The 24,036-nt window shown below is 43.7% G+C and carries 23 protein-coding genes, 1 other RNA gene and 1 other annotated feature; of the genes, 21 read left to right on the top strand and 3 right to left on the bottom strand.

Translation table 11 applies throughout. The features are described from left to right. The first annotated feature begins 213 nt into the window (after window positions 1-213). The 8 genes from K1I44_RS09735 to yajC all read left to right on the top strand — a co-directional run bounded on the left by K1I44_RS09735 (window position 214) and on the right by yajC (window position 5,892). A complete protein-coding gene (locus K1I44_RS09735; RefSeq protein WP_003396260.1) occupies window positions 214-951 on the top strand; it encodes a YebC/PmpR family DNA-binding transcriptional regulator in 738 nt (245 codons plus the stop codon). A 68-nt stretch (window positions 952-1,019) separates the two neighbouring features. Next, the gene (locus K1I44_RS09730) at window positions 1,020-1,466 is read left to right on the top strand and encodes a BofC C-terminal domain-containing protein (protein WP_370627988.1); all 447 of its coding nucleotides are present in this window, start codon (window positions 1,020-1,022) and stop codon (window positions 1,464-1,466) included. A 122-nt stretch (window positions 1,467-1,588) separates the two neighbouring features. Continuing rightward, window positions 1,589-2,182: a Holliday junction branch migration protein RuvA gene (gene ruvA / locus K1I44_RS09725; RefSeq protein ID WP_003396256.1), complete on the top strand. Its 594-nt coding sequence runs from the start codon at window positions 1,589-1,591 to the stop codon at window positions 2,180-2,182. A 13-nt stretch (window positions 2,183-2,195) separates the two neighbouring features. Continuing rightward, a complete protein-coding gene (gene ruvB / locus K1I44_RS09720; RefSeq protein WP_003396255.1) occupies window positions 2,196-3,194 on the top strand; it encodes a Holliday junction branch migration DNA helicase RuvB in 999 nt (332 codons plus the stop codon). Continuing rightward, window positions 3,194-3,397, top strand: a complete 204-nt coding sequence (locus K1I44_RS09715) for a DUF2905 domain-containing protein (protein ID WP_003396253.1) — start codon at window positions 3,194-3,196, stop codon at window positions 3,395-3,397. Before ruvB ends, K1I44_RS09715 begins: the two co-directional genes overlap by 1 nt. Before the next feature lie 24 nt (window positions 3,398-3,421). Then, entirely contained in the window at window positions 3,422-4,453 is a 1,032-nt protein-coding gene (gene queA / locus K1I44_RS09710) for a tRNA preQ1(34) S-adenosylmethionine ribosyltransferase-isomerase QueA (RefSeq protein WP_219986036.1), read from the top strand. Window positions 4,454-4,473: 20 nt separating this feature from the next. Then, entirely contained in the window at window positions 4,474-5,613 is a 1,140-nt protein-coding gene (gene tgt / locus K1I44_RS09705) for a tRNA guanosine(34) transglycosylase Tgt (protein WP_091702230.1), read from the top strand. A gap of 15 nt (window positions 5,614-5,628) precedes the next feature. After that, a complete protein-coding gene (gene yajC, locus K1I44_RS09700; protein ID WP_003396247.1) occupies window positions 5,629-5,892 on the top strand; it encodes a preprotein translocase subunit YajC in 264 nt (87 codons plus the stop codon). Window positions 5,893-5,916: 24 nt separating this feature from the next. Here yajC and K1I44_RS09695 read toward each other — a convergent pair whose 3' ends face one another. Further along, window positions 5,917-6,291: a TIGR04086 family membrane protein gene (locus K1I44_RS09695; RefSeq protein ID WP_091702236.1), complete on the bottom strand. Its 375-nt coding sequence runs from the start codon at window positions 6,289-6,291 to the stop codon at window positions 5,917-5,919. A 92-nt stretch (window positions 6,292-6,383) separates the two neighbouring features. Here K1I44_RS09695 and K1I44_RS09690 point away from each other — a divergent pair, with 92 nt between their 5' ends. Continuing rightward, the gene (locus K1I44_RS09690; protein WP_003396244.1) at window positions 6,384-7,031 is read left to right on the top strand and encodes a DUF421 domain-containing protein; all 648 of its coding nucleotides are present in this window, start codon (window positions 6,384-6,386) and stop codon (window positions 7,029-7,031) included. Here the strand turns inward: K1I44_RS09690 and spoVB are convergent, their stop codons facing one another. Then, window positions 7,032-8,555 (bottom strand): stage V sporulation protein B, encoded by a 1,524-nt coding sequence (gene spoVB / locus K1I44_RS09685; RefSeq protein WP_219986035.1) that lies wholly within the window; start codon window positions 8,553-8,555, stop codon window positions 7,032-7,034. Window positions 8,556-8,646: 91 nt separating this feature from the next. Here spoVB and K1I44_RS09680 point away from each other — a divergent pair, with 91 nt between their 5' ends. The 7 genes from K1I44_RS09680 (at window position 8,647) to dtd (ending at window position 17,884) form a co-directional block, all read left to right on the top strand. Continuing rightward, complete coding sequence (locus K1I44_RS09680; protein ID WP_370627987.1) at window positions 8,647-8,919, top strand: post-transcriptional regulator; 273 nt, start codon at window positions 8,647-8,649, stop codon at window positions 8,917-8,919. Between the two features lie 94 nt (window positions 8,920-9,013). Then, on the top strand, window positions 9,014-11,260 hold the full coding sequence (secDF, locus tag K1I44_RS09675) for a protein translocase subunit SecDF (RefSeq protein ID WP_219986033.1): 2,247 nt from the start codon (window positions 9,014-9,016) through the stop codon (window positions 11,258-11,260). 81 nt (window positions 11,261-11,341) lie between these two features. Beyond that, window positions 11,342-12,235: a cation diffusion facilitator family transporter gene (locus K1I44_RS09670; protein ID WP_003396240.1), complete on the top strand. Its 894-nt coding sequence runs from the start codon at window positions 11,342-11,344 to the stop codon at window positions 12,233-12,235. Window positions 12,236-12,288: 53 nt separating this feature from the next. Next, window positions 12,289-14,649 (top strand): single-stranded-DNA-specific exonuclease RecJ, encoded by a 2,361-nt coding sequence (gene recJ / locus K1I44_RS09665; RefSeq protein WP_003396237.1) that lies wholly within the window; start codon window positions 12,289-12,291, stop codon window positions 14,647-14,649. Beyond that, window positions 14,615-15,127: an adenine phosphoribosyltransferase gene (locus K1I44_RS09660; protein WP_003396235.1), complete on the top strand. Its 513-nt coding sequence runs from the start codon at window positions 14,615-14,617 to the stop codon at window positions 15,125-15,127. The genes recJ and K1I44_RS09660 overlap by 35 nt, the downstream gene beginning before the upstream one ends. 103 nt (window positions 15,128-15,230) lie before the next feature. Continuing rightward, on the top strand, window positions 15,231-17,429 hold the full coding sequence (locus K1I44_RS09655; protein ID WP_219986032.1) for a RelA/SpoT family protein: 2,199 nt from the start codon (window positions 15,231-15,233) through the stop codon (window positions 17,427-17,429). 14 nt (window positions 17,430-17,443) lie between these two features. Further along, window positions 17,444-17,884 (top strand): D-aminoacyl-tRNA deacylase, encoded by a 441-nt coding sequence (gene dtd, locus K1I44_RS09650; protein ID WP_219986031.1) that lies wholly within the window; start codon window positions 17,444-17,446, stop codon window positions 17,882-17,884. A gap of 35 nt (window positions 17,885-17,919) precedes the next feature. On the opposite strand, the gene K1I44_RS09645 is transcribed toward dtd, so the two are convergent. Then, window positions 17,920-18,093, bottom strand: a complete 174-nt coding sequence (locus K1I44_RS09645; RefSeq protein WP_003396230.1) for a hypothetical protein — start codon at window positions 18,091-18,093, stop codon at window positions 17,920-17,922. Between the two features lie 132 nt (window positions 18,094-18,225). On the opposite strand from K1I44_RS09645, the gene K1I44_RS09640 reads away from it, so the two are divergent. The 5 genes from K1I44_RS09640 to K1I44_RS09620 all read left to right on the top strand — a co-directional run bounded on the left by K1I44_RS09640 (window position 18,226) and on the right by K1I44_RS09620 (window position 24,003). Further along, on the top strand, window positions 18,226-19,488 hold the full coding sequence (locus tag K1I44_RS09640; protein WP_003396228.1) for an N-acetylmuramoyl-L-alanine amidase family protein: 1,263 nt from the start codon (window positions 18,226-18,228) through the stop codon (window positions 19,486-19,488). A gap of 52 nt (window positions 19,489-19,540) precedes the next feature. After that, window positions 19,541-19,768, top strand: a binding site (T-box leader). A 53-nt stretch (window positions 19,769-19,821) separates the two neighbouring features. Then, window positions 19,822-21,093 (top strand): histidine--tRNA ligase, encoded by a 1,272-nt coding sequence (gene hisS, locus K1I44_RS09635; RefSeq protein WP_219986030.1) that lies wholly within the window; start codon window positions 19,822-19,824, stop codon window positions 21,091-21,093. 11 nt (window positions 21,094-21,104) lie between these two features. Beyond that, window positions 21,105-22,883: an aspartate--tRNA ligase gene (aspS, locus tag K1I44_RS09630; protein ID WP_219986029.1), complete on the top strand. Its 1,779-nt coding sequence runs from the start codon at window positions 21,105-21,107 to the stop codon at window positions 22,881-22,883. 50 nt (window positions 22,884-22,933) lie between these two features. Next, a non-coding RNA gene (ssrS, locus tag K1I44_RS09625) (6S RNA) lies at window positions 22,934-23,126 on the top strand. A 112-nt stretch (window positions 23,127-23,238) separates the two neighbouring features. Further along, window positions 23,239-24,003, top strand: a complete 765-nt coding sequence (locus tag K1I44_RS09620; RefSeq protein ID WP_219986028.1) for a tRNA threonylcarbamoyladenosine dehydratase — start codon at window positions 23,239-23,241, stop codon at window positions 24,001-24,003. The last annotated feature ends 33 nt before the right edge of the window (window positions 24,004-24,036 follow it).

Genomic DNA, 24,036 nt, shown 5'->3' with positions numbered 1-24,036 from the left:
TTTTCAATTCTGACTTGGAGAAAGGACGGTACATACTTCTACCTCTCCTTCTTCATAGTTTTCCTTTAACATATTAACAAAAGAAAAACGATTTTGTCCTTGACAAAATCGTTTTTCAACAGTCTGGTAAACAGGGGGCTTTCCCCCTGTTTTTTTTCGTTCATTTTTGTTATAGTTTTTATGGACATTTTTCACATATGAGAGGGGATCCAAATGGCAGGGCATTCCAAATGGAAAAATATTCAACGTCGCAAAAACGCACAAGATGCGAAACGCGGTAAAATATTTATGAAGCTCGCCAAGGAAATTTACGTGGCAGCGAAAATGGGCGGGGGTGACCCAGCGACAAACGCAACGTTGCGTCTTGCGATTGAAAAAGCGAAAGCGGCGAACATGCCGAACGAAAATATTGAGCGCGCCATTAAAAAAGCGACAGGCAATCAAGAGCATACACATTACGAAGAAATTCGCTACGAAGGATACGGTCCGGGCGGCGTCGCTGTTATGGTCATTTGTTTAACAGATAATAAAAATCGCACCGCATCGAATGTCCGGGTAGCGTTTTCGAAAAACGGTGGGAACTTAGGAGAAACAGGGTGCGTATCATATTTATTTGATCGAAAAGGATTCATTGTTATCGCTCGTGAAGGGCTACACATTGATGAAGATGATATGTTATTACAAGCGCTTGAAGCCGGTGCGGACGAAATGGAAACGACGGAAGATTCGTTCGAGATTTACACGTCTCCAGAACAGTTTGAACATGTAAAAAATGCGTTAGCCGAACAAGGATTTACGTTTGCGACGGCCGAAATCACGATGGTTCCACAAACGTATACGACGCTAACAGGTGACGATTTAACGAAAATGTTAAAGCTCATTGATATGCTTGAAGATGACGATGACGTTCAAGAAATTTACCATAACTTAGATGAATCGATGTTAGAATGACGGTCTTGCGATGGCAAGACCGTTTATTTTTTTTGAAAATGGAAAACATATGAATGAGGTGAGAAATGATGGTGCTTACATTATTGCTGAGTTTATTTTTAGCGCACAACACGACGCCAGTACAAATGACTGTCATTTTGGAAACGGTATATATGGATGGAGAAGTAAGCGAAGAAATACGTGAAGAAACGGTGACATCAATGAAGGACATATGGAACAAGTACAAAGAGTGGCACCTCATCAATATGGATGACGAGCAAATTGTTTTTCAACGGTACGTTGACGATCTTTCCCCGTTAACGAAAGCGGGCTATTTTGGTCTTACGAAAGATGGAACACTTTCCATTTTTGAAGGGAAACCGGGCGAGTCTTCACGTGTCATTCAGTCGTTTTTTCAAATTGATGTAAAGAAGCTTGAAAGTCATGAACAGGAAAAATTGAAAAAAGGCATTTCTGTTCGTTCAAAAAGGAATTATAAACGGGTCATCGAAGCGTATGAGCCGTTCGGAAAATAAGTCCGCGAATGAGAGCGGGCTTTTTTTATGTTCAACGTTCAAACATATGCGTTTCGGCTCGCGCTTTCCGCATAGTTTATATTATGCTAAAATGAAAGGCGTGAGAAAAGGAGGACGCGGCATTGATTGAATTTATTCGTGGATATGTAGATTACGTTTGCCCAGAATATATTGTCGTTGAAAATAACGGCATAGGCTACCAAATGTTTACCCCTAATCCATTTTCATTCCAAATCAATAAACAGCAACAAATTGTTGTATATACATATCAATATGTACGTGAAGATGTGCTTGCCCTTTACGGATTTCATACTCGTCAAGAGCGGGCGTTGTTCGTTAAATTGTTGCAAGTATCGGGCATCGGTCCAAAAGGAGCGCTCGCTATTTTAGCTGCAGGGCAGATAGAACAGCTTGTTGAAGCGATCGAAGCAGAAGATGATAAGTTTTTATGCAAGTTTCCGGGCGTCGGAAAAAAAACGGCACGACAAATGATTTTAGATTTAAAAGGAAAATTGCAAGCCGTTGTTCCAGACGCGTTTCCGAATTTATTTACCGAGCCAGTTGAAGAAATAAACGCGCTTTCCGAAGCGCTTGAAGCGTTAAAGGCGCTCGGCTATGCGGAAAAAGAAATTCAAAAAGTGATGCCAATTTTAAAACAAGAGCAGCTATCGACAGAAGGATATATTAAGCTTGCTTTACAAAAACTATTGAAGTAAGGGAGGATGCACGATGGAAGAGCGTCTCATTTCAGGCGCAGCTGACTACGACGATGCATCGCTTGAGTATAGTCTTCGCCCTAAACAGCTGCGAGAATATATCGGACAGCAAAAAGTGAAAGAAAACTTAACGGTTTTTATTGAAGCGGCAAAAATGCGCGGAGAGACGCTTGATCATGTGTTGTTGTATGGGCCGCCGGGACTTGGGAAAACGACGCTTGCTGCCATCATCGCAAACGAAATGGGTGTCCAGTTGCGAACGACGGCAGGTCCAGCGATTGAACGTCCGGGAGATTTAGCTGCGATTTTAACGACACTTGAGCCGGGGGATGTGCTATTCATTGATGAAATTCATCGTCTGCCGCGCGCGGTAGAAGAAGTGTTATATCCTGCAATGGAAGATTTCTGTTTAGATATTGTCATTGGAAAAGGGCCGGCCGCTCGTTCTGTCCGACTCGATTTGCCGCCTTTTACGCTTGTAGGGGCGACGACAAGATCAGGGGCGCTTTCCGCCCCGCTCCGCGACCGCTTTGGCGTTTTGAGCCGATTAGAGTACTACACGCCAGAAGAGCTTGCTCATATCGTGAAACGAACAGCGCACATTTTTGCGGTAAAAATCGAAGACGAAGCAGCATGGGAAGTGGCGCGCCGCTCGCGTGGAACACCGCGCATTGCGAATCGATTGTTGCGCCGCGTGCGCGATTTCGCTCAAGTGCGGGGGGATGGAACGATTACGTTTACATTGGCGAATGAGGCGCTCGAACAATTGCAAGTCGATCGGTTAGGATTAGACCATCTTGACCATAAACTATTAAAAAGCATGATGGAGAAGTTTCGCGGGGGTCCGGTCGGATTAGAAACGATCGCCGCTACAATCGGCGAGGAGGCGCAAACGATCGAAGACGTGTATGAACCGTATTTATTGCAAATTGGCTTTTTGCAGCGAACGCCGCGGGGACGAGTCGTCACACCGCTTGCTTACAACCATTTCGGTTTGGAGGTGCCGCGCTAATGAACTTACCAAAGACGATCATGCTCATTGGTGTCATGTTCATCATCGTTGGTTTTCTCATGCAATTTATTAAACTTGGGCGCTTGCCTGGGGACATTGTTATTAAAAAAGAAAACGCGACATTTTATTTTCCAATTATGACGTCCATCATTTTAAGCGTCGTTTTATCGCTTATTTTTTATATCGTCGGTCGTTTTCGTTAATAGAATAAAGAAAGGGACGTGAATATGAAAGTAGATTTATTTGATTTTTATTTACCAGAAGAACTTATTGCGCAAACACCGCTTCCAAATCGTGAAGCGTCGCGCTTAATGGTATTGAATAAACAAACAGGCGAAGTTACACATGAACCGACGTTTCGCTCCATTTTATCGTATTTGAACGAAGGAGATTGTCTCGTTTTAAATGATACGCGTGTTTTGCCGGCGCGTCTGTACGGGGAAAAAGAAGGAACAGGCGCGCACATTGAAGTGCTTTTATTAAAGCAGCTTGACGGTGACCGCTGGGAAACGCTCGTTAAGCCGGCGAAGCGTGTGAAAGTAGGAACGGCCATTTCATTTGGCGATGGCCGTTTACGCGCGGAGTGTATCGCTGAACTTGAGCATGGGGGACGTGTGCTTTCGTTTTCGTATGATGGCATTTTTCTTGAAGTGCTCGAGTCGCTTGGTGAAATGCCGCTTCCTCCGTACATTAAAGCACAGCTTGACGATCGCGACCGATATCAAACGGTGTATGCGCGTGAAGCTGGTTCTGCGGCGGCGCCGACGGCAGGGCTGCACTTTACTGAACAACTTCTTGATGATGTGAAAAAAAAGGGAGTCCATCTTGCCTTTATTACGTTACATGTCGGATTAGGTACATTTCGTCCGGTGAACGTGGAAAATGTTGAAGAACATGATATGCATGCGGAGTTTTATCAAATGACGGAAGGTACTGCTCAATTGCTAAATGATGTCAAAGCAAAAGGTGGACGCATTATTGCCGTTGGTACGACATCAACGCGCACGCTTGAGACGATTGCTTCTCGCCATCAAGGAACGTTTGTCGCAGAAAGCGGCTGGACGGATATTTTTATTTATCCTGGTTATACGTTTCGTGCTATTGATGGGATGATTACAAATTTCCATTTGCCAAAATCAACGCTCATTATGCTTGTTAGCGCATTAGCTGGAAGGGAAAACGTGCTGCGTGCCTATGAAGAAGCCGTAAAAGCGCGTTATCGCTTTTTCAGCTTTGGCGATGCGATGCTTATTATATAAAACGAGAAAGGGGACTATATGTGACACCAATTCGTTACGAACTCATTAAAACGTGTAAGCAGACGGGCGCGCGTCTCGGCATATTGCATACGCCGCACGGATCGTTTGAAACGCCAATGTTTATGCCTGTCGGCACACTTGCGACGGTAAAGACGCTTTCTCCGGAGGAATTAAAAGAAATGGGAGCTGGCGTCATTTTAAGCAATACGTATCATTTATGGCTTCGCCCAGGCCATGATATCGTGAAAGAAGCAGGCGGTCTCCATACTTTTATGAATTGGGATCGCGGAATTTTAACAGACTCCGGCGGATTCCAAGTATTTAGTTTAAGCGAATTTCGTCGCATCGAGGAAGAGGGAGTATATTTCCGCAACCATTTAAATGGCGATAAACTATTTTTATCGCCAGAAAAAGCGATGGAAATTCAAAATGCGCTCGGCTCCGATATTATGATGGCGTTTGATGAATGTCCGCCGTATCCTGCCACGTACGAATATATGAAACGTTCGGTTGAACGGACGAGCCGTTGGGCAGAGCGATGCTTAAAGGCGCATCAACGTCCGAATGAACAAGGACTGTTCGGTATCGTACAAGGCGGGGAGTTTGAAGAGCTTCGCAAACAGAGCGCGCAAGATTTAGTGTCGCTCGATTTCCCAGGATATGCGGTCGGCGGCTTATCGGTTGGTGAGCCGAAAGATGTGATGAACCGTGTATTAGAATTTACAACGCCGCTATTACCAGCGAATAAACCTCGTTATTTAATGGGCGTTGGCTCACCAGACTCACTCATTGACGGAGCGATTCGCGGCATTGATATGTTTGACTGTGTGTTGCCGACGCGCATCGGTCGCAACGGAACAGTGATGACAAGCGAAGGGCGCGTCGTCATTAAAAATGCGAAATATGCGCGCGATTTTACGCCGCTTGATCCGAACTGTGACTGCTATACGTGCCGCAATTACACGCGCGCGTACATTCGTCATTTAATTAAATGCGATGAAACGTTTGGCATTCGTCTTACGTCTTACCATAACGTCTACTTTTTGATAAAATTAATGGAGCAAGTTCGACAGGCCATTCGCGAAGATCGCCTTGGCGATTTTCGTGAGCAGTTTTTTGAACAATACGGCTTTAATCAGCCGAATGCAAAAAACTTTTAAAAGGGGGTGAAACATATGGAAACAGTAGCTAGCTTGTTGCCGCTCATTTTGTTTTTCGCGATTTTTTACTTTTTGCTTATCCGCCCACAACAAAAGCGCCAAAAGGCTGTTCAACAAATGCAGGCGAATTTGCAAAAAGGAGACAAAGTGATTACGATTGGCGGGTTGCACGGCATCATCGATTCGCTCGATGAACATACGGTTGTCATTCGTGCCGGTGACGGTTCACGTCTTACATACGATCGTGCGGCCATTCGTGAAGTTGTCAACGAAAAATAAGACAGGTTGCGGCCTGTCTTATTTTTATGCGCTTCGTGATTTCGATGTCGCTACATTGACGCCAATCATGCCACCAACCATCGCCGTAATAAGAAAACCAGCATGGTATCCCCATTGTTCAAGCGAAAACATTTGATTCATTCCAAGAAATTGGAATAAAAAAATGATCGTTGTAAAGATGATGCTCGTTGCACCGCCAAGCAGCCAGCCGCGAACCTTTCCTTTCCCCCCTGCTATCAATCCACCAAAAAATAACGATAAAAATGCGAGAACGTGCATGACCCATCGTAACGATGTTTCATCATAACTTGTCAATTTTAACAAAAGAGCGAATATAAAACTACATATAATGGCGCTTATAAAAATTGTTATCACTCCATGCAAAACAGCGCGAACCATGTTCATCCCTCCTGATTACATTTAGTACAAACATATTCCATTGTCCATTTGTTTAGAATAAAAAACGTACGAATAAACGAGGGGGAGTCAAGTTGGAGTATGTAACGATCATTTTACGCACGTTATTATTGTATGGGGTCATTTTATTTATTTTTCGTATGATGGGCAAAAGGGAAATTGGTGAGCTGAGCATTTTGGATTTAGTCGTTTTTATTATGATTGGAGAAATGGCTGTCATTGCGATTGAACAGCCGAAAGATCCGATTTTTCATACGCTTGTTCCGATGATTGTGTTGACCATTTCTCAAATTGCGTTTGCCTTTTTTTCATTGAAAAGTGAAACGTTTCGTCGTCTCGTTGACGGCTCACCGACGGTCATCATTAGCAACGGAAAAATTGATGAAAAGGCGATGCGAAAGCAAAGATACAATTTCGATGACTTGCTTGTTCAGCTACGAGAAAAAAATGTTAAAAATATTGCTGATGTCGAATTTGCCATTTTAGAGCCTTCCGGTAAACTGTCCGTATTTGAAAAAGAAAAAGGGAAAAAGAAGACACCGTCGTTAACGTTGCCGCTCATTAAAGACGGTGTCATCCAAGAAGAGCATTTGGCACTCATTCATCAAACGCCCGAATGGCTAGTGAAGCAATTAGCGAAGCGTGGATATAGGCGTATCGATCGCATTTCATATTGTACATACGAAGATGGGGCGTTTTATATTGATGAAAAAGACGAATGACTAACGAAATAGTTGACGAAACTCGTTTTTTTCAATGAGATGAAACAATCGCGAAAGAACGAGATATATGCACGTCATCACCACGATGACGACCATCGTTTTGATAAGTAATGAAAAAGGCAAGAGTGGAACGAGCAACTGTCCGATCGCGGCAACAGAAACGATAATGATCATATGAGCGACATATTGCTTCACGTATAAAGAAAGAGAAATGGCTTTAACAATTGTAGCAGCGTGTAATAAAGTGACAATCATAATGCCGACCGTAATCGCTAGCGCTGCCCCCATAATGCCGAGCGACGGTTGAGAAGCGAGAAAAAAAATGAGCGCAGTTTTGATCACGGCACCGATTAAGCTATTTGTCATCGCTTCTTTCGCCAAATCGAGCGCCTGCAACACAGCTTGCAACGGCCCTTGCAAATAGTAAAAGATGAAAAACGGTGCCATCACTTTGACAAATACGGCCGCTTCGCTTGTCCCGTACATGAGCTGCATCATTTCTTCAGCCAATACGTATAACACGACGATCGACAATCCCCCCGCCAAAAGCGACCAGCGCACAGCTTGATGCAAACGGTATTCGATGAGACGATGTTGCTTTTGGGCAGCCGCTTCGCTAATGGCTGGAACGAGCGAAGTAGCAAGGGCATACGTAATAAAAGACGGAAGCATTAAAAGAGGCAATGCATAGCCTGTTAGTTCCCCATACTGCTTTGTGGCATGGATGGTTGTCATGCCAGCGAATGCTAAACTTTGCGCTACGACAATTGGCTCAAAAAACCATGCGATTGACCCGATCATTCGACTTCCAAGTGTCGGTACAGCGATGTTCATGAGTGAAACAAATGTATCTTTTCCTTCTTTGACGTATGCGAAAAAGCGATAGCGAATACGAATGGGTTTTTTTCGCTTAAACATAATGAATAAATACATGAGCGATACGAGTTCGCCAACAACTGCTGACACCATCGCACCAGCTGCTGCATACTCGACGCCGTACGGTAAAAAAGCAGTCGTAAACGTAGCGATTAATGTAATACGTACTGCTTGTTCGAGCAGCTGCGAATACGCAAATGGCTTCATTTGTTGCCTTCCTTGGAAATATCCGCGCAATACGGAAGACAAGGCAACAATCGGCACGACAGGAGCGATGGCGACGAGCGGATAATATACGCGCTTATCTGTAAACAACGTTTCAGAAAGAATAGGGGCAACCGCGAGCAACGTTGGAAAGAAGATTAAACTTAACACCATTGTCATACATAAAGACACGACTAATATTTTTTTTACTTTTCTTTTGTCACCTAAAGCTTCTGCTTCTGCAACGAGTTTAGAAATGGCAACAGGCAATCCAAATTGCGTAATCGTAATGGCTAGCACAAGCGTTGGCACGGCCATCATATATAATCCGACGCCTTCTTCACCAATGAGACGAGCTACGACGATGCGATTAATAAACCCGAGTATGCGTGTTAACAATCCTGCGATAATTAAAATGATCGTCCCTTTTAAAAATTTAGACATGCTCCTCCCTCTCTTCTCAAATGAGGTCATCTTTTATACAATGAAATATATGCATATGTTGGCCAAGCATGACAAAATGGGGGAGATGACCGTGAATCGCGAACAATTAATGCCAGCTTTACAGTGTAAAGTAGATGAGTTGAAGTTGCTCGGCTACGAACAAGCAACTGTTGAAGATGTATGGAATTGTTTAATGATGAAAAAATGGAAAAAAAACAATGAGGAGAAGCGGTTATTTGAGCTTGTGAACGATGTGTTATCATTACGTGCAACGGATTATATGGCCTATATTATGACAAAAGAACAAAAGCACGACCGTTGGTTTACGGAAGAAGGTCTTTCAGAATTAGAACAGTTGTTTTAATCGTTCATTTGGAAATTGACAGAAAGTGTACTGTCATTCATAATTTGTTTTGTTGGTAAAAATTCTGGTATGTCCAGAATCGAGGAGGATTTTTATGGTAAAACGTAGTCGCATCATTGCTTTTTTCCTTCTTGTCGTTTTACTAGGCGGCATGATGGGAACAACCGGGGAGAAAATTGTAAAGGATATTAAGCTCGGCTTGGACTTGCAAGGCGGTTTTGAAATTTTATATGAAGTGAAGCCGACAAAAGAAGGGGAAAAAATTACGAAAGACGTATTGCTCAGCACAGTGAGCGCGTTAAACAAGCGCATTAACGTGCTTGGAGTAAGTGAACCGCGCATTGATGTGGAAGGGAACGATCGTATTCGCGTTCAATTGGCCGGCGTAAAAGATCAAAATAAAGCGCGTGAAATTTTGTCGACAGAGGCAAAATTGACGTTTCGCGACGTACACGACAACGTGTTGATGGACGGGAGCGACCTCGTTGAAGGAGGCGCCAAACAAACGTTTGATGATAAAGGAAAACCGAGCGTCGGAATTAAATTAAAAGATGCAAATAAATTTAAGCAAGTGACAGAAAAAGTATTAAGCATGGCACCAAATAACGTGCTTGTCATTTGGCTAGATTTTGAAGAAGGCGTTGACTCGTACGCGAAAGAAGTAGGAAAAGAGCATCCGAAATTTATTTCAGCTGCACAAGTGAATGAAGTGTTCAATCAGACAGATGTTTCTATCGTTGGAAACTTTACAGTTGAAGAAGCGAAACAATTGGCTGATTTGTTGAATGCAGGCGCACTCCCTGTTGAATTGAAAGAAGTTTATTCTACATCTGTAGGTGCACAATTTGGTGAGCAAGCGCTTCAAAAAACGATTCTAGCAGGAATTATTGGCATCGCGCTCGTTTTTTTATTTATGCTCGTTTTTTATCGTTTGCCGGGAATTGTCGCTGTCGTTACGTTAAGTGTTTACATCTATCTCATTTTGCTCGTATTCGATTGGATGAACGGCGTGTTGACGCTACCGGGAATTGCAGCGCTTATCCTTGGTGTCGGCATGGCTGTCGATGCGAATATTATTACATATGAGCGAATAAAAGATGAGTTAAAGCTCGGAAAATCGCTGATGTCAGCATATCGCATCGGAAATCGTGGTTCTTTCGGAACGATTTTAGATGCGAACATTACAACGATCATCGCTGGTGTTGTGTTGTTTGCATATGGGACGAGCTCGGTAAAAGGATTTGCGACGATGCTCATCATCAGCATTTTAGCAAGCTTTATTACGGCGGTATATGGGACGCGTATATTGCTCGGATTGCTTGTGAAAAGCCGCTTGTTTGATAAAAAACCGCACTACTTCGGTGTCAACCCGAAAGATATATTAAATATCGCACAAGTGACAGATGATACCGATGTACCGACAAAGTTTGCACGTCTTGATTTTGTGAAACGAAGCAAACTGTTTTTCGCCATTTCAGGGGCGATGGTCGTTATCGGACTCTTATTGCTTTTTACTGCCAAATTAAATTTAGGCATTGATTTTTCAAGTGGAACGCGCGTCGATTTAATGAGCGAGACATCGCTTACAACCGAGGAAGTAAAGCAGGAATTAAACAAATTACGTCTTGAACCGAAAGATATCGTACTGTCAGGAAATAAGAACGAAATGGCTATCGTCCGTTTTCTCGGTGTGCTCGATCAAAAGGAAATTTCACAGCTGAAATCGCATTTTAAAGAAAAGTATGGTATAGAGCCGAACGTTAGCACCGTGTCACCGACAGTCGGGAAGGAATTGGCGCGCAATGCGTTCATTTCCGTTTTAATTGCATCTGTTGGTATTATCATTTACGTAACGGTTCGCTTTGAAATGTATATGGCGCTTGCGGCGATTGTTGCGCTATTACACGATGCGTTTTTCATCATTGCGTTCTTTAGCTTGACGCGGTTAGAGGTCGATTTAACGTTTATTGCAGCTGTGTTAACGATCGTTGGTTACTCTATTAATGACACGATCGTCACGTTCGATCGCATTCGCTATTTAATGAAAAAACGGAAAGTGAAAACGGCCGACGATTTAAAGGACGTTGTCAACAAAGCATTACAACAAACTTTTGGGCGCTCAGTTAATACAGTATTAACGGTCGTATTTACAGTCGTAGCTCTTTTACTATTTGGTAGTGAAGCAATCCGTAACTTCTCGTTTGCACTGCTCGCTGGGCTGATTTCAGGCACATATTCGTCACTTTTTATCGCCGCACAATTATGGCTCATTTGGAAGGCGAAACAATTGAAAAAAGGAAAACAAAAACGCGAACAATTAGAAGTAGAACCGGAAGTATAAACGTCGTGGCTCATGCCGCGACGTTTTTTCGTCACTTGAATAGGATACACTAAAAAGCAAAAGGGAAAGGAAGCGAATGAGATGGATGAACAAACGCGTTTTCAACAAGCCCAATTTGCCGCCATGATTGGCGTTATAGGGAACATCGTTTTGGCGATCATAAAAGGTTGGATCGGGATCATTGCTCATAGTAAAGCGCTTGTTGCTGATGCGGTGCATTCTGCTTCCGATGTAGCAGGATCGTTTGCCGTATGGGTTGGTTTGCGTGCGGCTAAACAACCTCCTGATGAAGATCATCCGTACGGACATGGGAAAGCGGAATCGATTGCTGCCATTATTGTGGCGGTTTTACTTTTTATCGTCGGAGTAGAAATAGGAGTTTCATCTTTTTCTTCCCTCTTTCATCCGATTGAGCCACCGAAAATGATAGCCGTCTATGCTGTTGTGTTGTCTATTGTTGTGAAAGAGGCGATGTTTCGCTATAAGTATGCTTTAGGCAAGAAAATTAAAAGCGATGCGATTATCGTGAATGCGTATGAGCATCGTTCGGATGTTTTTTCGTCGCTTGCTGCTCTTATCGGGATTGTCGCTGCCGTCGTCGGACAAAAAGTAGACATCCCTTGGCTCATTTATGCCGATCCTGTTGCCGGGCTATTCGTTTCGCTTCTCGTTTTAAAAATGGCATGGAAGTTAGGGGCAGAATCGATCCATCACGCACTCGATCACGTGTGGCATGAAGAAGAAACGGTTCACTTACGCGAAGCTATTCTTTCTTTCCGGGAAGTGAAGCGCATTGATGCACTCTATGCCCGCCAACACGGGCACTACGTCGTTGTCGATTTAAAGATTGCTGTCGATCCACATGTCACCGTTTTAGAAGGTCACGAAATCGGAAAAAGAGTGAAAGAAAAATTGATGTCGTTTCCACAAGTGCATAATGTGATGGTGCATATTAATCCATACCTCGAACAATAAATTGCTCCTCGGCCCATTGTTTTGTATAATGAAAAGGTTGAGGGGTGAATGATATGTTAGCATCGAAAACCCGCTGGAACGTCCAACAAGTAAACGACGAACAAGTGCAAATGATTGCGAAAGCATTACATATAGCTCCGCCTGTTGCTTCATTGCTCGTTAGCCGCGGCTATCATACCGTTGAAGCCGCTCGTTCTTTTTTTGAACGAAAGCAATCATTTCACTCGCCATTTTTGTTAAACGATATGGAAAAAGCGGTTGAGCGAATAGAGAAAGCGATTACAAACGGAGAGCATATTCTCGTTTTTGGCGATTACGACGCCGATGGAGTAAGCAGTACGGTCGTGATGGTGAGCGCGTTACGACAAAAAGGCGCTAACGTTTCTTTTTATATTCCAAATCGCTTTTCAGAAGGATATGGGCCGAATGAACAAGCGTTTCGCTTGGCGAAAGAACGAAGTGTTTCGCTCATTATTACGGTTGATACGGGCATTTCCGCTTTACATGAGGCAAACGTAGCAAAAGAGCTCGGCATCGATTTAATTATTACAGACCATCACGAGCCTGGTCCGGTATTGCCTGAAGCGTATGCGACGATTCATCCAAAAATAAGTCCAAATTACCCGTTTAAACATTTAGCCGGTGTAGGAGTTGCGTTCAAGCTTGCCCACGCGCTCATCGGGCGCGTGCCATATGAGTGGCTTGACATTGTTGCGATCGGGACGATTGCTGATCTCGTCCCACTCCAAGATGAAAATCATTTGCTCGCTCGTTTAGGTATCGAACAATTTAGGCAAACGAACCGTCTTGGTTTACAAGCGCTTTGCAAACAATGCGGCGTATCTCATACAGCGGTGACAGAAGATACGATCGCGTTTATGATTGGCCCGCGCATCAATGCAGCTGGCCGCCTCGATTGCGCCGATCCAGCTGTTCAGTTATTGTTGACGACAGATGAGCACGAGGCGCATATGTTAGCAGAACAAATCGATGCGATGAATCGCGAACGACAACAGCTCGTCAATGACATCACAGAGGAAGCTATCCAACTCGTTGAGCAACATTATGCCGACGATCGCGTGCTAGTTGTAGCGAACGAAGGATGGAACGTAGGTGTCATCGGCATTGTAGCTTCTCGTTTAGTTGAACGTTTTTATCGGCCGACGATCGTTTTAAGTGTTGATCGAGAAAAAGGCATTGCAAAAGGATCAGCGCGAAGCATTGAAGGGTTTGACTTATTCGCCAATTTGTCGGAATGCCGGGACATTTTACCGCATTTTGGCGGCCATCCGATGGCGGCAGGGATGACGCTTTCTTTACATGATGTAGATGAATTACGTCACCGTCTAAATGAGGCAGCGAAGCAACAGCTAACGGATGAACATTTCGTACCTGTTACGCATGTTGATTTATGCTGTTCGATTTCGGACGTCTCACTTGAATTAATTGAACAAATGAATCGGCTTGCCCCATTTGGAATGGGGAATCCGAAACCACGCGTGCTTTTAGAAAATGTACAGCTTGATACGTTGCGAAAAATTGGAACGGATCAAAATCATTTGAAATTACTGTTAGCTGAAAATGGGAAAACGTTAGAAGCGATCGGATTTGGCTTTGGACACGTTGGCGACGAAATCGCGCCCAACGTTCGTCTTTCGATTGTTGGGGAGCTGGCGATTAACGAATGGAATAACTTTCGTAAACCACAGTTAATGATTCAAGATGTAGCCGTAAACGAATGGCAATTGTTTGATATGCGCCATATTCGCCAGCCGAATAAGCTCATTGCATCGCTTCCAAAAGAAAAACGGCTATTAATTGCTTTTCATCGCGATACGGTCGATGCGTTGCAGTTATCGCCATATGCGGATGAAATTGTACATGTCCAAAACGAAAATGAGGCGGCGATTCATGTCGGTGGAAAGTACGTGATCCTTCTCGATTTGCCTCCGTCACAGCAAATCGTTAAAGTTTTGTTAAGTTGTAGTTTACCTGAGCGCATTTATGCGTTATTCTATCAAAGGGAGAGTCACTTTTTTAGCGTACTGCCAACGCGTGAACATTTTAAGTGGCTATATTCTTTTTTGCATAAGCGTAGCCCGTTTGATATGCGGCGTTACGCTGAGGAGTTAGCTCGCTCGCGCGGATGGACGAAAGAAACGATGTTGTTTATGGTTCAAGTGTTTGCGGAACTCGGCTTTGTTACAGTCGAAAACGGAATTGTTTCTTTAGTCCGTCATGTGCAAAAGCGCGATTTAACGGAATCGCCGTCTTATCGGTTAAAACAAGCCCAAGCGGAGCTTGAGCACATGTTTTTATACTCATCTTATTCCCAACTGAAACGTTGGTTTGATTCATTGTATGAGGAGGAAAATGTCAATGGATTTAAAACAATACGTCACGATTGTTCCTGATTTCCCAAAACCAGGTATTCAATTTAAAGATATTACGACTATTATGGACAAAGGTGAAGTGTATAAATACGCGACAGATCAAATTGTCAATTATGCGCGTGAGAAGAAAATAGATGTCGTCGTTGGACCAGAAGCGCGCGGATTTATTATCGGTTGCCCAGTCGCTTATGCGCTTGGTGTCGGCTTTGTTCCTGTCCGTAAAGAAGGAAAATTACCTCGCGAAGTGATTCGAGTAGAATACGGTTTAGAATACGGCAAGGACGTATTAACGATGCATAAAGATGCGATTAAGCCAGGTCAGCGCGTCCTTATTACAGACGATTTGTTAGCAACTGGCGGAACAATTGAGGCGACGATTAAGCTCGTCGAACAGCTCGGTGGGGTTGTCGCAGGCATTGCGTTTTTAATTGAATTAACGTATTTAGAAGGTCGCGAAAAGTTGAAAGGATACGATATTTTAACGTTAATGCAATTTTAAGGAAGGAGGGGCAAAACGCTCCTCTTTTTCGCATCATTGCTCTTTACATTTGAGAAAATTTTCATGATAATATTGTCAATACGTTTAAAACAAAGGTGATTGCATGGCAAATGAACAAGTATTAACGGCAGAACAAGTAATTGAAAAGGCGAGCCGTTATTTGTCGAAGGAAGATGTACAGTTTATTGAACGGGCATATGAGTTTGCAAAAGAAGCGCATCGCGAGCAATATCGGAAGTCTGGAGAGCCATACATCATTCATCCGATTCAAGTGGCTGGCATTTTAGTCGATTTAGAAATGGATCCTGCGACAATTGCAGCCGGGTTTTTACACGATGTCGTTGAAGATACGTCTGTGACAAAGGAAGATGTAGAAAAAGAATTCGGAAAAGAAGTAGCGATGCTCGTCGATGGGGTGACGAAGCTCGGAAAAATTAAATATAAATCGCATGAAGAGCAACAAGCGGAAAATCACCGAAAGATGTTTTTAGCGATGGCGCAAGACATACGGGTGATTTTAATCAAATTGGCGGACCGTTTGCACAACATGCGGACGTTAAAACATTTGCCGCTTGAAAAACAACGGCGCATCGCGAACGAGACGCTTGAAATTTTTGCACCGCTTGCGCATCGTCTAGGAATTTCAAAAATTAAATGGGAGCTAGAAGATACGGCGCTCCGCTATTTAAATCCACAACAATATTATCGCATTGTCAACTTAATGAAAAAGAAGCGCGCCGAACGTGAACAATATTTGGAAGAAGTCATTCAAGACATGCGTGAACGGCTAAACGAAGTTGGCATTCAAGCTGAAATTTCTGGACGCCCAAAACATATTTATAGCATTTATCGCAAAATGGTGTTGCAAAATAAACAATTTAACGAAATTTACGATTTGCTCGCTGTGCGCATTATCGTTGAAAGCATTAAAGATTGTTACGCTGTTCTCGGCATTATTCATACGTGTTGGAAGCCGATGCCGGGACGTTTCAAAGACTATATTGCCATGCCGAAGCCGAACATGTATCAATCGCTTCATACGACGGTTGTCGGTCCGAAAGGCGAGCCGCTTGAAGTGCAAATTCGGACGTTTGATATGCATCATATCGCAGAGTTTGGAATTGCTGCCCATTGGGCGTACAAAGAAGGAAAAACGATTCGTCCCAATACGTTTGAAGAAAAGTTATCATGGTTTCGCGAAATTGTCGAATGGCAAAATGAAACGAACAACGCGGAAGAATTTGTAGAAACGTTAAAGATGGACTTATTTTCCGACATGGTGTTCGTTTTTACACCGAAAGGCGACGTCATTGAGCTTCCTGCTGGTTCGGTGCCGATTGATTTTGCATATCGCATTCATTCCGAAATTGGAAATAAAACGATTGGTGCGAAAGTAAACGGAAAAATGGTGCCGCTCGATCATCCATTGCAGACGGGTGACATTGTTGAAATTTTAACATCAAACCATTCATACGGCCCGAGCCAAGATTGGTTAAAAATTGCACAAACATCGCACGCTAAAAATAAAATTCGACAATTTTTCAAAAAGCAGCGCCGTGAAGAAAACATTGAAAAAGGGAAAGAGCTTATTGAAAAAGAAATTCGCAATATGGGCTTCGATGTCAAAGAAGTGCTTACCGCGGAAAATATAAGACGCGTTGCAGAAAAATTTAATTTTGCGAATGAAGAAGATATGTATGCGGCTGTTGGCTACAACGGTATTACAGCTGCTCAAGTGGCGCATCGTTTAACAGAAAAGTGGCGAAAACAACGCGACTTAGAAGAACAAGCGAAACGTTTGTCCGACATGTTACAAGAGGCAAAAACGGTGACCCCGATGAAAAAGCGAGATTTTGGCGTATGCGTCGAAGGGGTCGACAATTTGCTTATTCGTCTGTCGCGCTGCTGTAATCCAATGCCGGGTGATGAAATTATCGGCTTTATTACGAAAGGGCGAGGCGTTTCTGTCCATCGTGCAGATTGTCCGAATGTGCTTGCAGAAGAAGCGAAGGAGCGGCTTATTCCTGTGCAATGGGAGAGCGGAGCTAACTGTCAACGGGAGTATACGGTGGACATCGAAATTACCGGTTACGATCGGCGCGGTTTGCTTAACGAAGTGCTGCAGGCTGTTAATGAAACGAAAACGAACATTTCCGCTGTATCAGGAAGAACGGATCATCGCAATAAAATGGCGACGATTCATATGACTATTTTTATTCATAATGTAAGTCATTTACAAAAAGTAGTTGAGCGAATTAAGCAAATTCCAGATATTTATTCGGTACGACGGATCATGAACTAGAAAGGGTTGTCGCAATGAGAGTTGTCGTTCAGCGGGCGAAAGATGCGAAAGTTACTGTCGGTGGTGAAGTCGTAGGAGCGATCGATTTCGGCCTTGTATTGTTAGTTGGTATTACGCATGATGATACGGTTAAAGACGCAGCATTTGTCGCCGACAAAATTGCCCACTTACGCATATTTGAAGATGAACATGGAAAAATGAACGTGTCGCTTTTAGATGTTGGCGGATCGATTTTATCAATTTCCCAATTCACGTTGTATGGGGACTGCCGTAAAGGGAGAAGACCGAACTTTATGGATGCCGCAAAACCGGAGCATGCGGAACAAATATATGAAGCATTGAACGAACAATTACGCCAAAAAGGAATTCGGGTGGAAACGGGCATATTCGGAGCGATGATGGATGTACAACTGACAAACGTTGGCCCGGTGACGCTTATTGTTGAAAGCAAATAGAAACCGAGCTCTCCTGTGGGACGAGCTCGGTTTTTTTATCCTCGCGCTAAATGTTTCTTTAGTTTTTGGACGTCGCGAAGAGAAAGTCCGAATTCGGAGGCGAGTTCAAACGATGTCAAGTCGTTTTCTTTTTGAATAAATGAATGAAAGTCGACGTGCATAAGCGGTGATTGCGTATGAATAAATTCCCCTTTTTCGCTATGACGCATAACGAATCTCCTTTCGTGTCACATGTCGTTCGTATTATTCCCAATTTTTCTACCTTTTCATTCAAAGAAGGATTTTTTTTCTTTGTGAAGAAATAAAGTAGCGACTATCGACAACGTAGGGGGACTTACAACATGAAAAAATCGCTGATCATGTCATGGATCGTTTTTTGTTGTTTGTTGCTTATCGCTCAAACGGCGACAGCCGCAATGAACGTGCGCATTGCTGTCGACCGATTAAACGTGCGCACAGGGCCAGGCTTTACGTTTTCCGTGCAAGAAAAAGTAGCGAAAGGAAAGCAATATGCGGTCGTTCAAACGCGGGGAAAATGGCTGCAAATTCGGCTTGCTGCCAATCGAACAGGATGGGTGCATGGAAACTATGTCGACATTCAGAAAGAAAAGCCGGAAACGAGAAAACAACTGCAACAATCGGTTGTATGTCAAGCAGACGGATTGCGTATTCGTAAAGGACCGGGTGCGACGTTTGCGATCATCGGATATGTGAATCGTAATGAAAAAGGGACGGCAACATCGATTCAAGGCGATTGGATGTACGTTCGTTGGGAAGGAAAAGAAGGATGGGTACATCGTTCGTACGTCACGAATATAGAGCAAAATAGCGAACAAAAGACGTACGTTCAAATGTTATATGATTATACGAATATTCGCGCCGCTGCTTCCACACAAGCGCCCGTCATCGCTAAAGCGAAACGCGGAGATCGTTTTGCGGTCATTCGCAAGGAAGGACAATGGTACGTCATTCAAGTAAACAGTGAAACGATTGGTTATGTAGCGGAATGGGTCGTTCAACTGAATGAACAACCAATGGAACAACTTCCACCATCGCAACCTCAAACGACGTTGGGAAAAACGGTGGTGATTGACGCCGGACATGGTGGGAAAGATTATGGAGCAACGGGGGTCAATGGAACAATCGAAAAAATGTTAACATTACAAACTGCGCTATTGCTTAGCGAAAAGCTAAAACAGCGAGGGGTAAACGTCATTTTAACGCGTGCCGACGATCGTTTTTTATCGTTAAGTGAAAGAGTTCAAGTTGCGGCGAGAAATAAAGCGGATGCGTTCGTTAGCATTCATTACGACAGCGCATTAAACCGAACGGCAAACGGATTAACGATATACTACTATAAGCAAATGGACCGATCGCTCGCAGATGCGCTTTTTGAACCGCTCAGTCGATTAACAGGCATTCAACAGCGTGGCGTTCGCGTAGGTAACTACCATGTTTTACGGGAAAATAGCCGCCCTTCTGTACTGCTTGAGCTTGGCTATTTAAGCCATCCGAATGAGGAATTGTTCGTCGCGTCATCGACATATCAACAAGCAGCAACCGAAGCGATCTGTAATGGCTTGCTTCGCTATTTTGAAAAATGAAGGTCGTCTTGACAAATCGTTTTTTCGTACGTAATATAAAAGAAAATTCAACATTTCACCGATGATGGAGAAAAGTAGTTAAGAGTACACATGGACAGAGAGGAAATGCCGCGGGCTGAAAGCATTTCTCCATGATGACTTAACGAACGAACACTCCGTAGGTTTCTCTTTGAACGCGCAATCGTTAGTAGGAGAGAACGCCTCCGAGCGTTAACGGAACAAGTGGAAGCATGCGCTTCAACTAGGGTGGCACCACGGGAATTCGTCTCTCGTCCCTAATTTATTAGGGATGGGAGATTTTTATTTGTACATCATCATCAAGGAGGGAATGACATGTCATTTCAAATTCCGCGCGGAACGCAAGATATATTGCCAGCTCAAGCAGCAAAATGGCAATATGTTGAGCAAATTGCGCGCGAACTTTGCCGTCGCTATAACTATCAAGAAATTCGCACACCGATTTTCGAGCATACAGAACTATTTTTGCGCGGTGTTGGCGATACAACCGATATCGTTCAAAAAGAAATGTACACGTTTGAAGACCGCGGCGGTCGGAGTTTAACGCTCCGCCCAGAAGGAACGGCAGCAGTCGTTCGTTCATTTGTAGAAAATAAAATGTACGGGTATCCGAATCAGCCAGTCAAACTGTATTACATGGGGCCGATGTTTCGTTATGAGCGTCCGCAAGCTGGTCGTTTCCGCCAGTTCGTGCAATTTGGTGTTGAAGCGCTCGGAAGCAACGATCCAGCAATCGATGCGGAAGTGATTGCTTTAGCGATCGATATATATCGTTCGCTCGGATTGAAAAAGTTAAAGCTCGTTATCAACAGCTTAGGTGACGTTGGAAGTAGAAAAGCGCACCGTCAAGCGTTAATCGACCATTTTCAACACCGCATTCACGAGTTTTGCGATGATTGCCAAGCGCGGTTACATAAAAACCCGATGCGCATTTTAGATTGTAAAAAAGACCGTGAACATGAATTAATGCGCACCGCCCCATCGATTTTAGATTACTTAAATGAACAATCGTACACGTATTTTAATAAAGTGCAAATGTATTTACGAAAGCTTGGCATCGCATTTGAAGTCGACCCTCGGCTCGTGCGTGGATTAGATTACTACAATCATACCGCATTTGAAATTATGAGCGAGGCGGAAGGATTTGGTGCAATTACGACGTTATGTGGTGGCGGCCGTTATAACGGTCTCGTTCAAGAAATTGGCGGACCTGAAACGCCAGGGATCGGATTTGCATTAAGCATTGAACGGTTGCTTGCGGCATTGGATGCAGAAGGTATTTCTTTGCCGGTTTCAGAAGGCATTGATTGTTATGTTGTTGCGTTAGGCGAGCAGGCGAAAGAAGAAGCCGTTGCCCTCGTCGCCTCACTTCGTCAAGAAGGAATTGCTGCAGAAAAAGATTATCAAGATCGCAAGGTGAAGGCACAGCTAAAAGCGGCTGATCGTTTGCATGCGAAATATGTCGCTATTTTAGGTGAAGACGAGCTGCAAAAAGGGATCATTAACGTCAAATGTATGGCAACAGGAGAACAGCAGGAAGTATCGCTTGATACATTTATTTCGCATATGAAAAACGCATTGCAATAGGAGGGGACAATATGTTTGGAAGGACGCATTATTGTGGAGAAGTGACGGATACAGCAATCGGTCAAACGGTCCGTTTAAAAGGATGGGTACAAAAGCGCCGCGATTTAGGTGGGTTAATTTTTATTGATTTGCGCGATCGGACGGGCATCGTGCAAATTGTATTTAGTCCGGATGTATCAAAAGAAGCATTACAAGTAGCAGAAAAAATTCGTAGCGAATATGTACTAGACGTAGAAGGAACGGTCGTACGTCGTGAAGAAGGACAAGTAAATCACAATTTACCGACAGGGACGGTTGAGGTGCATGCGACGCACGTCACGATTTTAAGTGAAGCAAAAACGCCGCCATTTCCAATTTCAGATAAAACAGACGTATCGGAAGACGTTCGTTTAAAATATCGTTATTTGGACTTACGTCGCCCCGTCATGTTTCAAACGTTTCAATTGCGTCATCAAGTGACAAAAGCCATTCGTGACTTTCTAGACGAAGAAGGTTTTTTAGAAGTAGAAACACCTATTTTAACGAAAAGTACGCCAGAAGGGGCGCGTGATTACTTAGTGCCGAGCCGCGTTTATCCTGGTGAATTTTATGCGTTGCCACAATCGCCGCAAATTTTCAAACAGCTATTGATGGTTGCAGGATTCGAACGGTATTATCAAATTGCTCGCTGCTTCCGTGATGAAGATTTGCGTGCCGATCGTCAGCCGGAATTTACACAAGTCGACATCGAAACATCGTTTATGAGTCAAGATGATATTTTAGCGATGGTAGAGCGCATGATGGCGCGCGTCATGAAAATCGCAAAAGGGATCGACATTCCTACTCCATTTCCGCGCATGTCGTACGATGAAGCGATTGCACGCTACGGCTCAGATAAACCAGATACACGTTTTGGGCTTGAGCTTGTTGACTTATCTGAACAAGTCAAACATTGCGGCTTTAAAGTGTTTGCGAGCGCAGTACAAAACGGTGGGCAAGTGAAAGCGATCAACGTAAAAGGGGCAGCGGATAAATATTCGCGCAAAGATATTGATGCGTTAACCGAATACGTTGCTCGCTATGGTGCAAAAGGATTAGCATGGCTAAAAGTCGAAAGCGACGGGCTGAAAGGGCCTATTGCTAAGTTTTTCAATGAAGAAGAACAAAAGCAAATGATACAAACGCTTGAAGCGGAAGTGGGCGATTTATTATTGTTTGTAGCCGATAAAAAATCAGTCGTCGCTGATTCCCTCGGTGCGTTGCGCTTAAAACTCGGAAAAGATTTACAATTAATTGATGAATCGCTATTTCATTTCTTATGGATTACGGATTGGCCGCTTTTTGAATACGACGAAGAAGAAGGACGTTATTACGCGGCGCATCATCCGTTTACGATGCCTGTTCGCGAAGACGTGCCAAAATTTGATACAGATCCGGCAAGCGTTCGTGCACAAGCGTACGATCTTGTGCTAAACGGATACGAATTAGGAGGAGGATCCCTCCGCATTTTCGAACGCGATATACAAGAGAAAATGTTTACAACACTTGGTTTTACAGAACAACAAGCGCGCGAACAGTTCGGTTTCTTGCTTGAGGCGTTTGAATACGGCACTCCTCCGCATGGCGGCATCGCGCTCGGCTTAGACCGGCTCGTGATGTTGCTTGCGGGTCGTTCCAACTTGCGCGATACGATTGCTTTCCCGAAAACAGCAAGCGCGAGCTGTTTGTTAACGGAAGCGCCAAGCGCAGTAAGTGAAGCACAACTAGACGAACTGCATTTGCGCGTGAAAGACGTTCAAAAAGTAGACTAAATTTGTGACGTTGCAAAACGATCGAAAGTGTGCTAACATACAAATAACACGGAGTCCTGATGTGTTTGTCGTATCACCTATTGTTTTGACCGAACAATGTGTGATACGGGAGCTCGGGTTTTCAGGTGGCGTACATGCCTCATTTACATACCGAGGACGTACAAAAGCTTGAAACAGGGCACCCACCTGTGAGAGAGCGGGTTCAAAACAAAGGCCATCAGCGACGGCACGATTGGGACTACAGAAACAAAAACGAATAAAGCCTTGACGTAAAGAACATGCTTTACGTTGAGGCTTTTTTTGTGTCATAATGCATGTATATCCGATTGAAATACTTACATATGGGAGGAACAACATGTTACATCAATTTTCTCGCAATGAACTCGCAATCGGGAAAGAAGGTTTAAAAAAATTAAGCGAAAGCACAGTGGCCGTTCTTGGCATTGGAGGTGTCGGATCGTTTGCGGTTGAGGCGCTTGCTCGTTCAGGGGTTGGACGTCTCATTTTAATTGATAAAGACGATATTGACATTACAAATGTGAACAGACAAATTCATGCGCTATTATCTACTGTCGGTCGTCCGAAAGTGGAAGTGATGAAAGAGCGCATCGCTGACATTAATCCAGCGTGTGAAGTCATTGCATTAAAAATGTTTTATACGGAAGAGACATATGAGCAAATTTTTTCGTATGACATCGACTACGTCATTGATGCATCGGATACGATTTCATATAAAATTCACTTAATGAAACAATGTTTAGAGCGCAACATTCCGATCATCTCGAGCATGGGTGCGGCAAATAAAATGGATCCGACCCGTTTTCGCATCGCTGACATTTCAAAAACGCATACGGATCCGATTGCAAAAGTGATTCGCACCCGTTTACGAAAAGAAGGAATTAAAAAAGGGATTACGGTTGTTTTTTCAGATGAAAGTCCAATCGTCATTCGCGAAGATGTGCGAAAAGAAGTAGGAAACGATGAAGCAACGATTCGTAAGGCAAAAATGCCGCCGTCATCGAATGCGTTCGTTCCATCTGTCGCTGGTCTCATTATGGCGGCGCACGTCGTACAACAATTATTAAAAGATATTCCAATTCAACGTGTTGATCAACAATAAGCGCAAGGGGGAGCCTTTGCGCTTTTTATTTTC

It is taken from the genome of Anoxybacillus sp. ST4 (assembly GCF_019448545.1).
GTDB lineage: Bacteria > Bacillota > Bacilli > Bacillales > Anoxybacillaceae > Anoxybacillus > Anoxybacillus pushchinoensis.
Note: the sequence above shows the minus strand (reverse complement) of the source record. Positions and strands in the feature narration are given on the sequence as shown.

What these genes read in the sequence shown, in the direction of transcription:
- dtd (WP_219986031.1), top strand. Translation starts at nt 17,444, where the DNA reads ATGAGAGTTGTCGTTCAGCGGGCGAAAGATGCGAAAGTTACTGTCGGT.
- K1I44_RS09695 (WP_091702236.1), bottom strand. Translation starts at nt 6,291, where the DNA reads ATGGTTCGCGCTGTTTTGCATGGAGTGATAACAATTTTTATAAGCGCC.
- K1I44_RS09645 (WP_003396230.1), bottom strand. Translation starts at nt 18,093, where the DNA reads ATGCGTCATAGCGAAAAAGGGGAATTTATTCATACGCAATCACCGCTT.
- ruvB (WP_003396255.1), top strand. Translation starts at nt 2,196, where the DNA reads ATGGAAGAGCGTCTCATTTCAGGCGCAGCTGACTACGACGATGCATCG.
- K1I44_RS09735 (WP_003396260.1), top strand. Translation starts at nt 214, where the DNA reads ATGGCAGGGCATTCCAAATGGAAAAATATTCAACGTCGCAAAAACGCA.
- K1I44_RS09730 (WP_370627988.1), top strand. Translation starts at nt 1,020, where the DNA reads ATGGTGCTTACATTATTGCTGAGTTTATTTTTAGCGCACAACACGACG.
- K1I44_RS09660 (WP_003396235.1), top strand. Translation starts at nt 14,615, where the DNA reads ATGGATTTAAAACAATACGTCACGATTGTTCCTGATTTCCCAAAACCA.
- K1I44_RS09640 (WP_003396228.1), top strand. Translation starts at nt 18,226, where the DNA reads ATGAAAAAATCGCTGATCATGTCATGGATCGTTTTTTGTTGTTTGTTG.
- hisS (WP_219986030.1), top strand. Translation starts at nt 19,822, where the DNA reads ATGTCATTTCAAATTCCGCGCGGAACGCAAGATATATTGCCAGCTCAA.
- K1I44_RS09655 (WP_219986032.1), top strand. Translation starts at nt 15,231, where the DNA reads ATGGCAAATGAACAAGTATTAACGGCAGAACAAGTAATTGAAAAGGCG.
- yajC (WP_003396247.1), top strand. Translation starts at nt 5,629, where the DNA reads ATGGAAACAGTAGCTAGCTTGTTGCCGCTCATTTTGTTTTTCGCGATT.
- queA (WP_219986036.1), top strand. Translation starts at nt 3,422, where the DNA reads ATGAAAGTAGATTTATTTGATTTTTATTTACCAGAAGAACTTATTGCG.
- aspS (WP_219986029.1), top strand. Translation starts at nt 21,105, where the DNA reads ATGTTTGGAAGGACGCATTATTGTGGAGAAGTGACGGATACAGCAATC.
- spoVB (WP_219986035.1), bottom strand. Translation starts at nt 8,555, where the DNA reads ATGTCTAAATTTTTAAAAGGGACGATCATTTTAATTATCGCAGGATTG.
- secDF (WP_219986033.1), top strand. Translation starts at nt 9,014, where the DNA reads ATGGTAAAACGTAGTCGCATCATTGCTTTTTTCCTTCTTGTCGTTTTA.
- recJ (WP_003396237.1), top strand. Translation starts at nt 12,289, where the DNA reads ATGTTAGCATCGAAAACCCGCTGGAACGTCCAACAAGTAAACGACGAA.
- K1I44_RS09670 (WP_003396240.1), top strand. Translation starts at nt 11,342, where the DNA reads ATGGATGAACAAACGCGTTTTCAACAAGCCCAATTTGCCGCCATGATT.
- K1I44_RS09715 (WP_003396253.1), top strand. Translation starts at nt 3,194, where the DNA reads ATGAACTTACCAAAGACGATCATGCTCATTGGTGTCATGTTCATCATC.
- K1I44_RS09620 (WP_219986028.1), top strand. Translation starts at nt 23,239, where the DNA reads ATGTTACATCAATTTTCTCGCAATGAACTCGCAATCGGGAAAGAAGGT.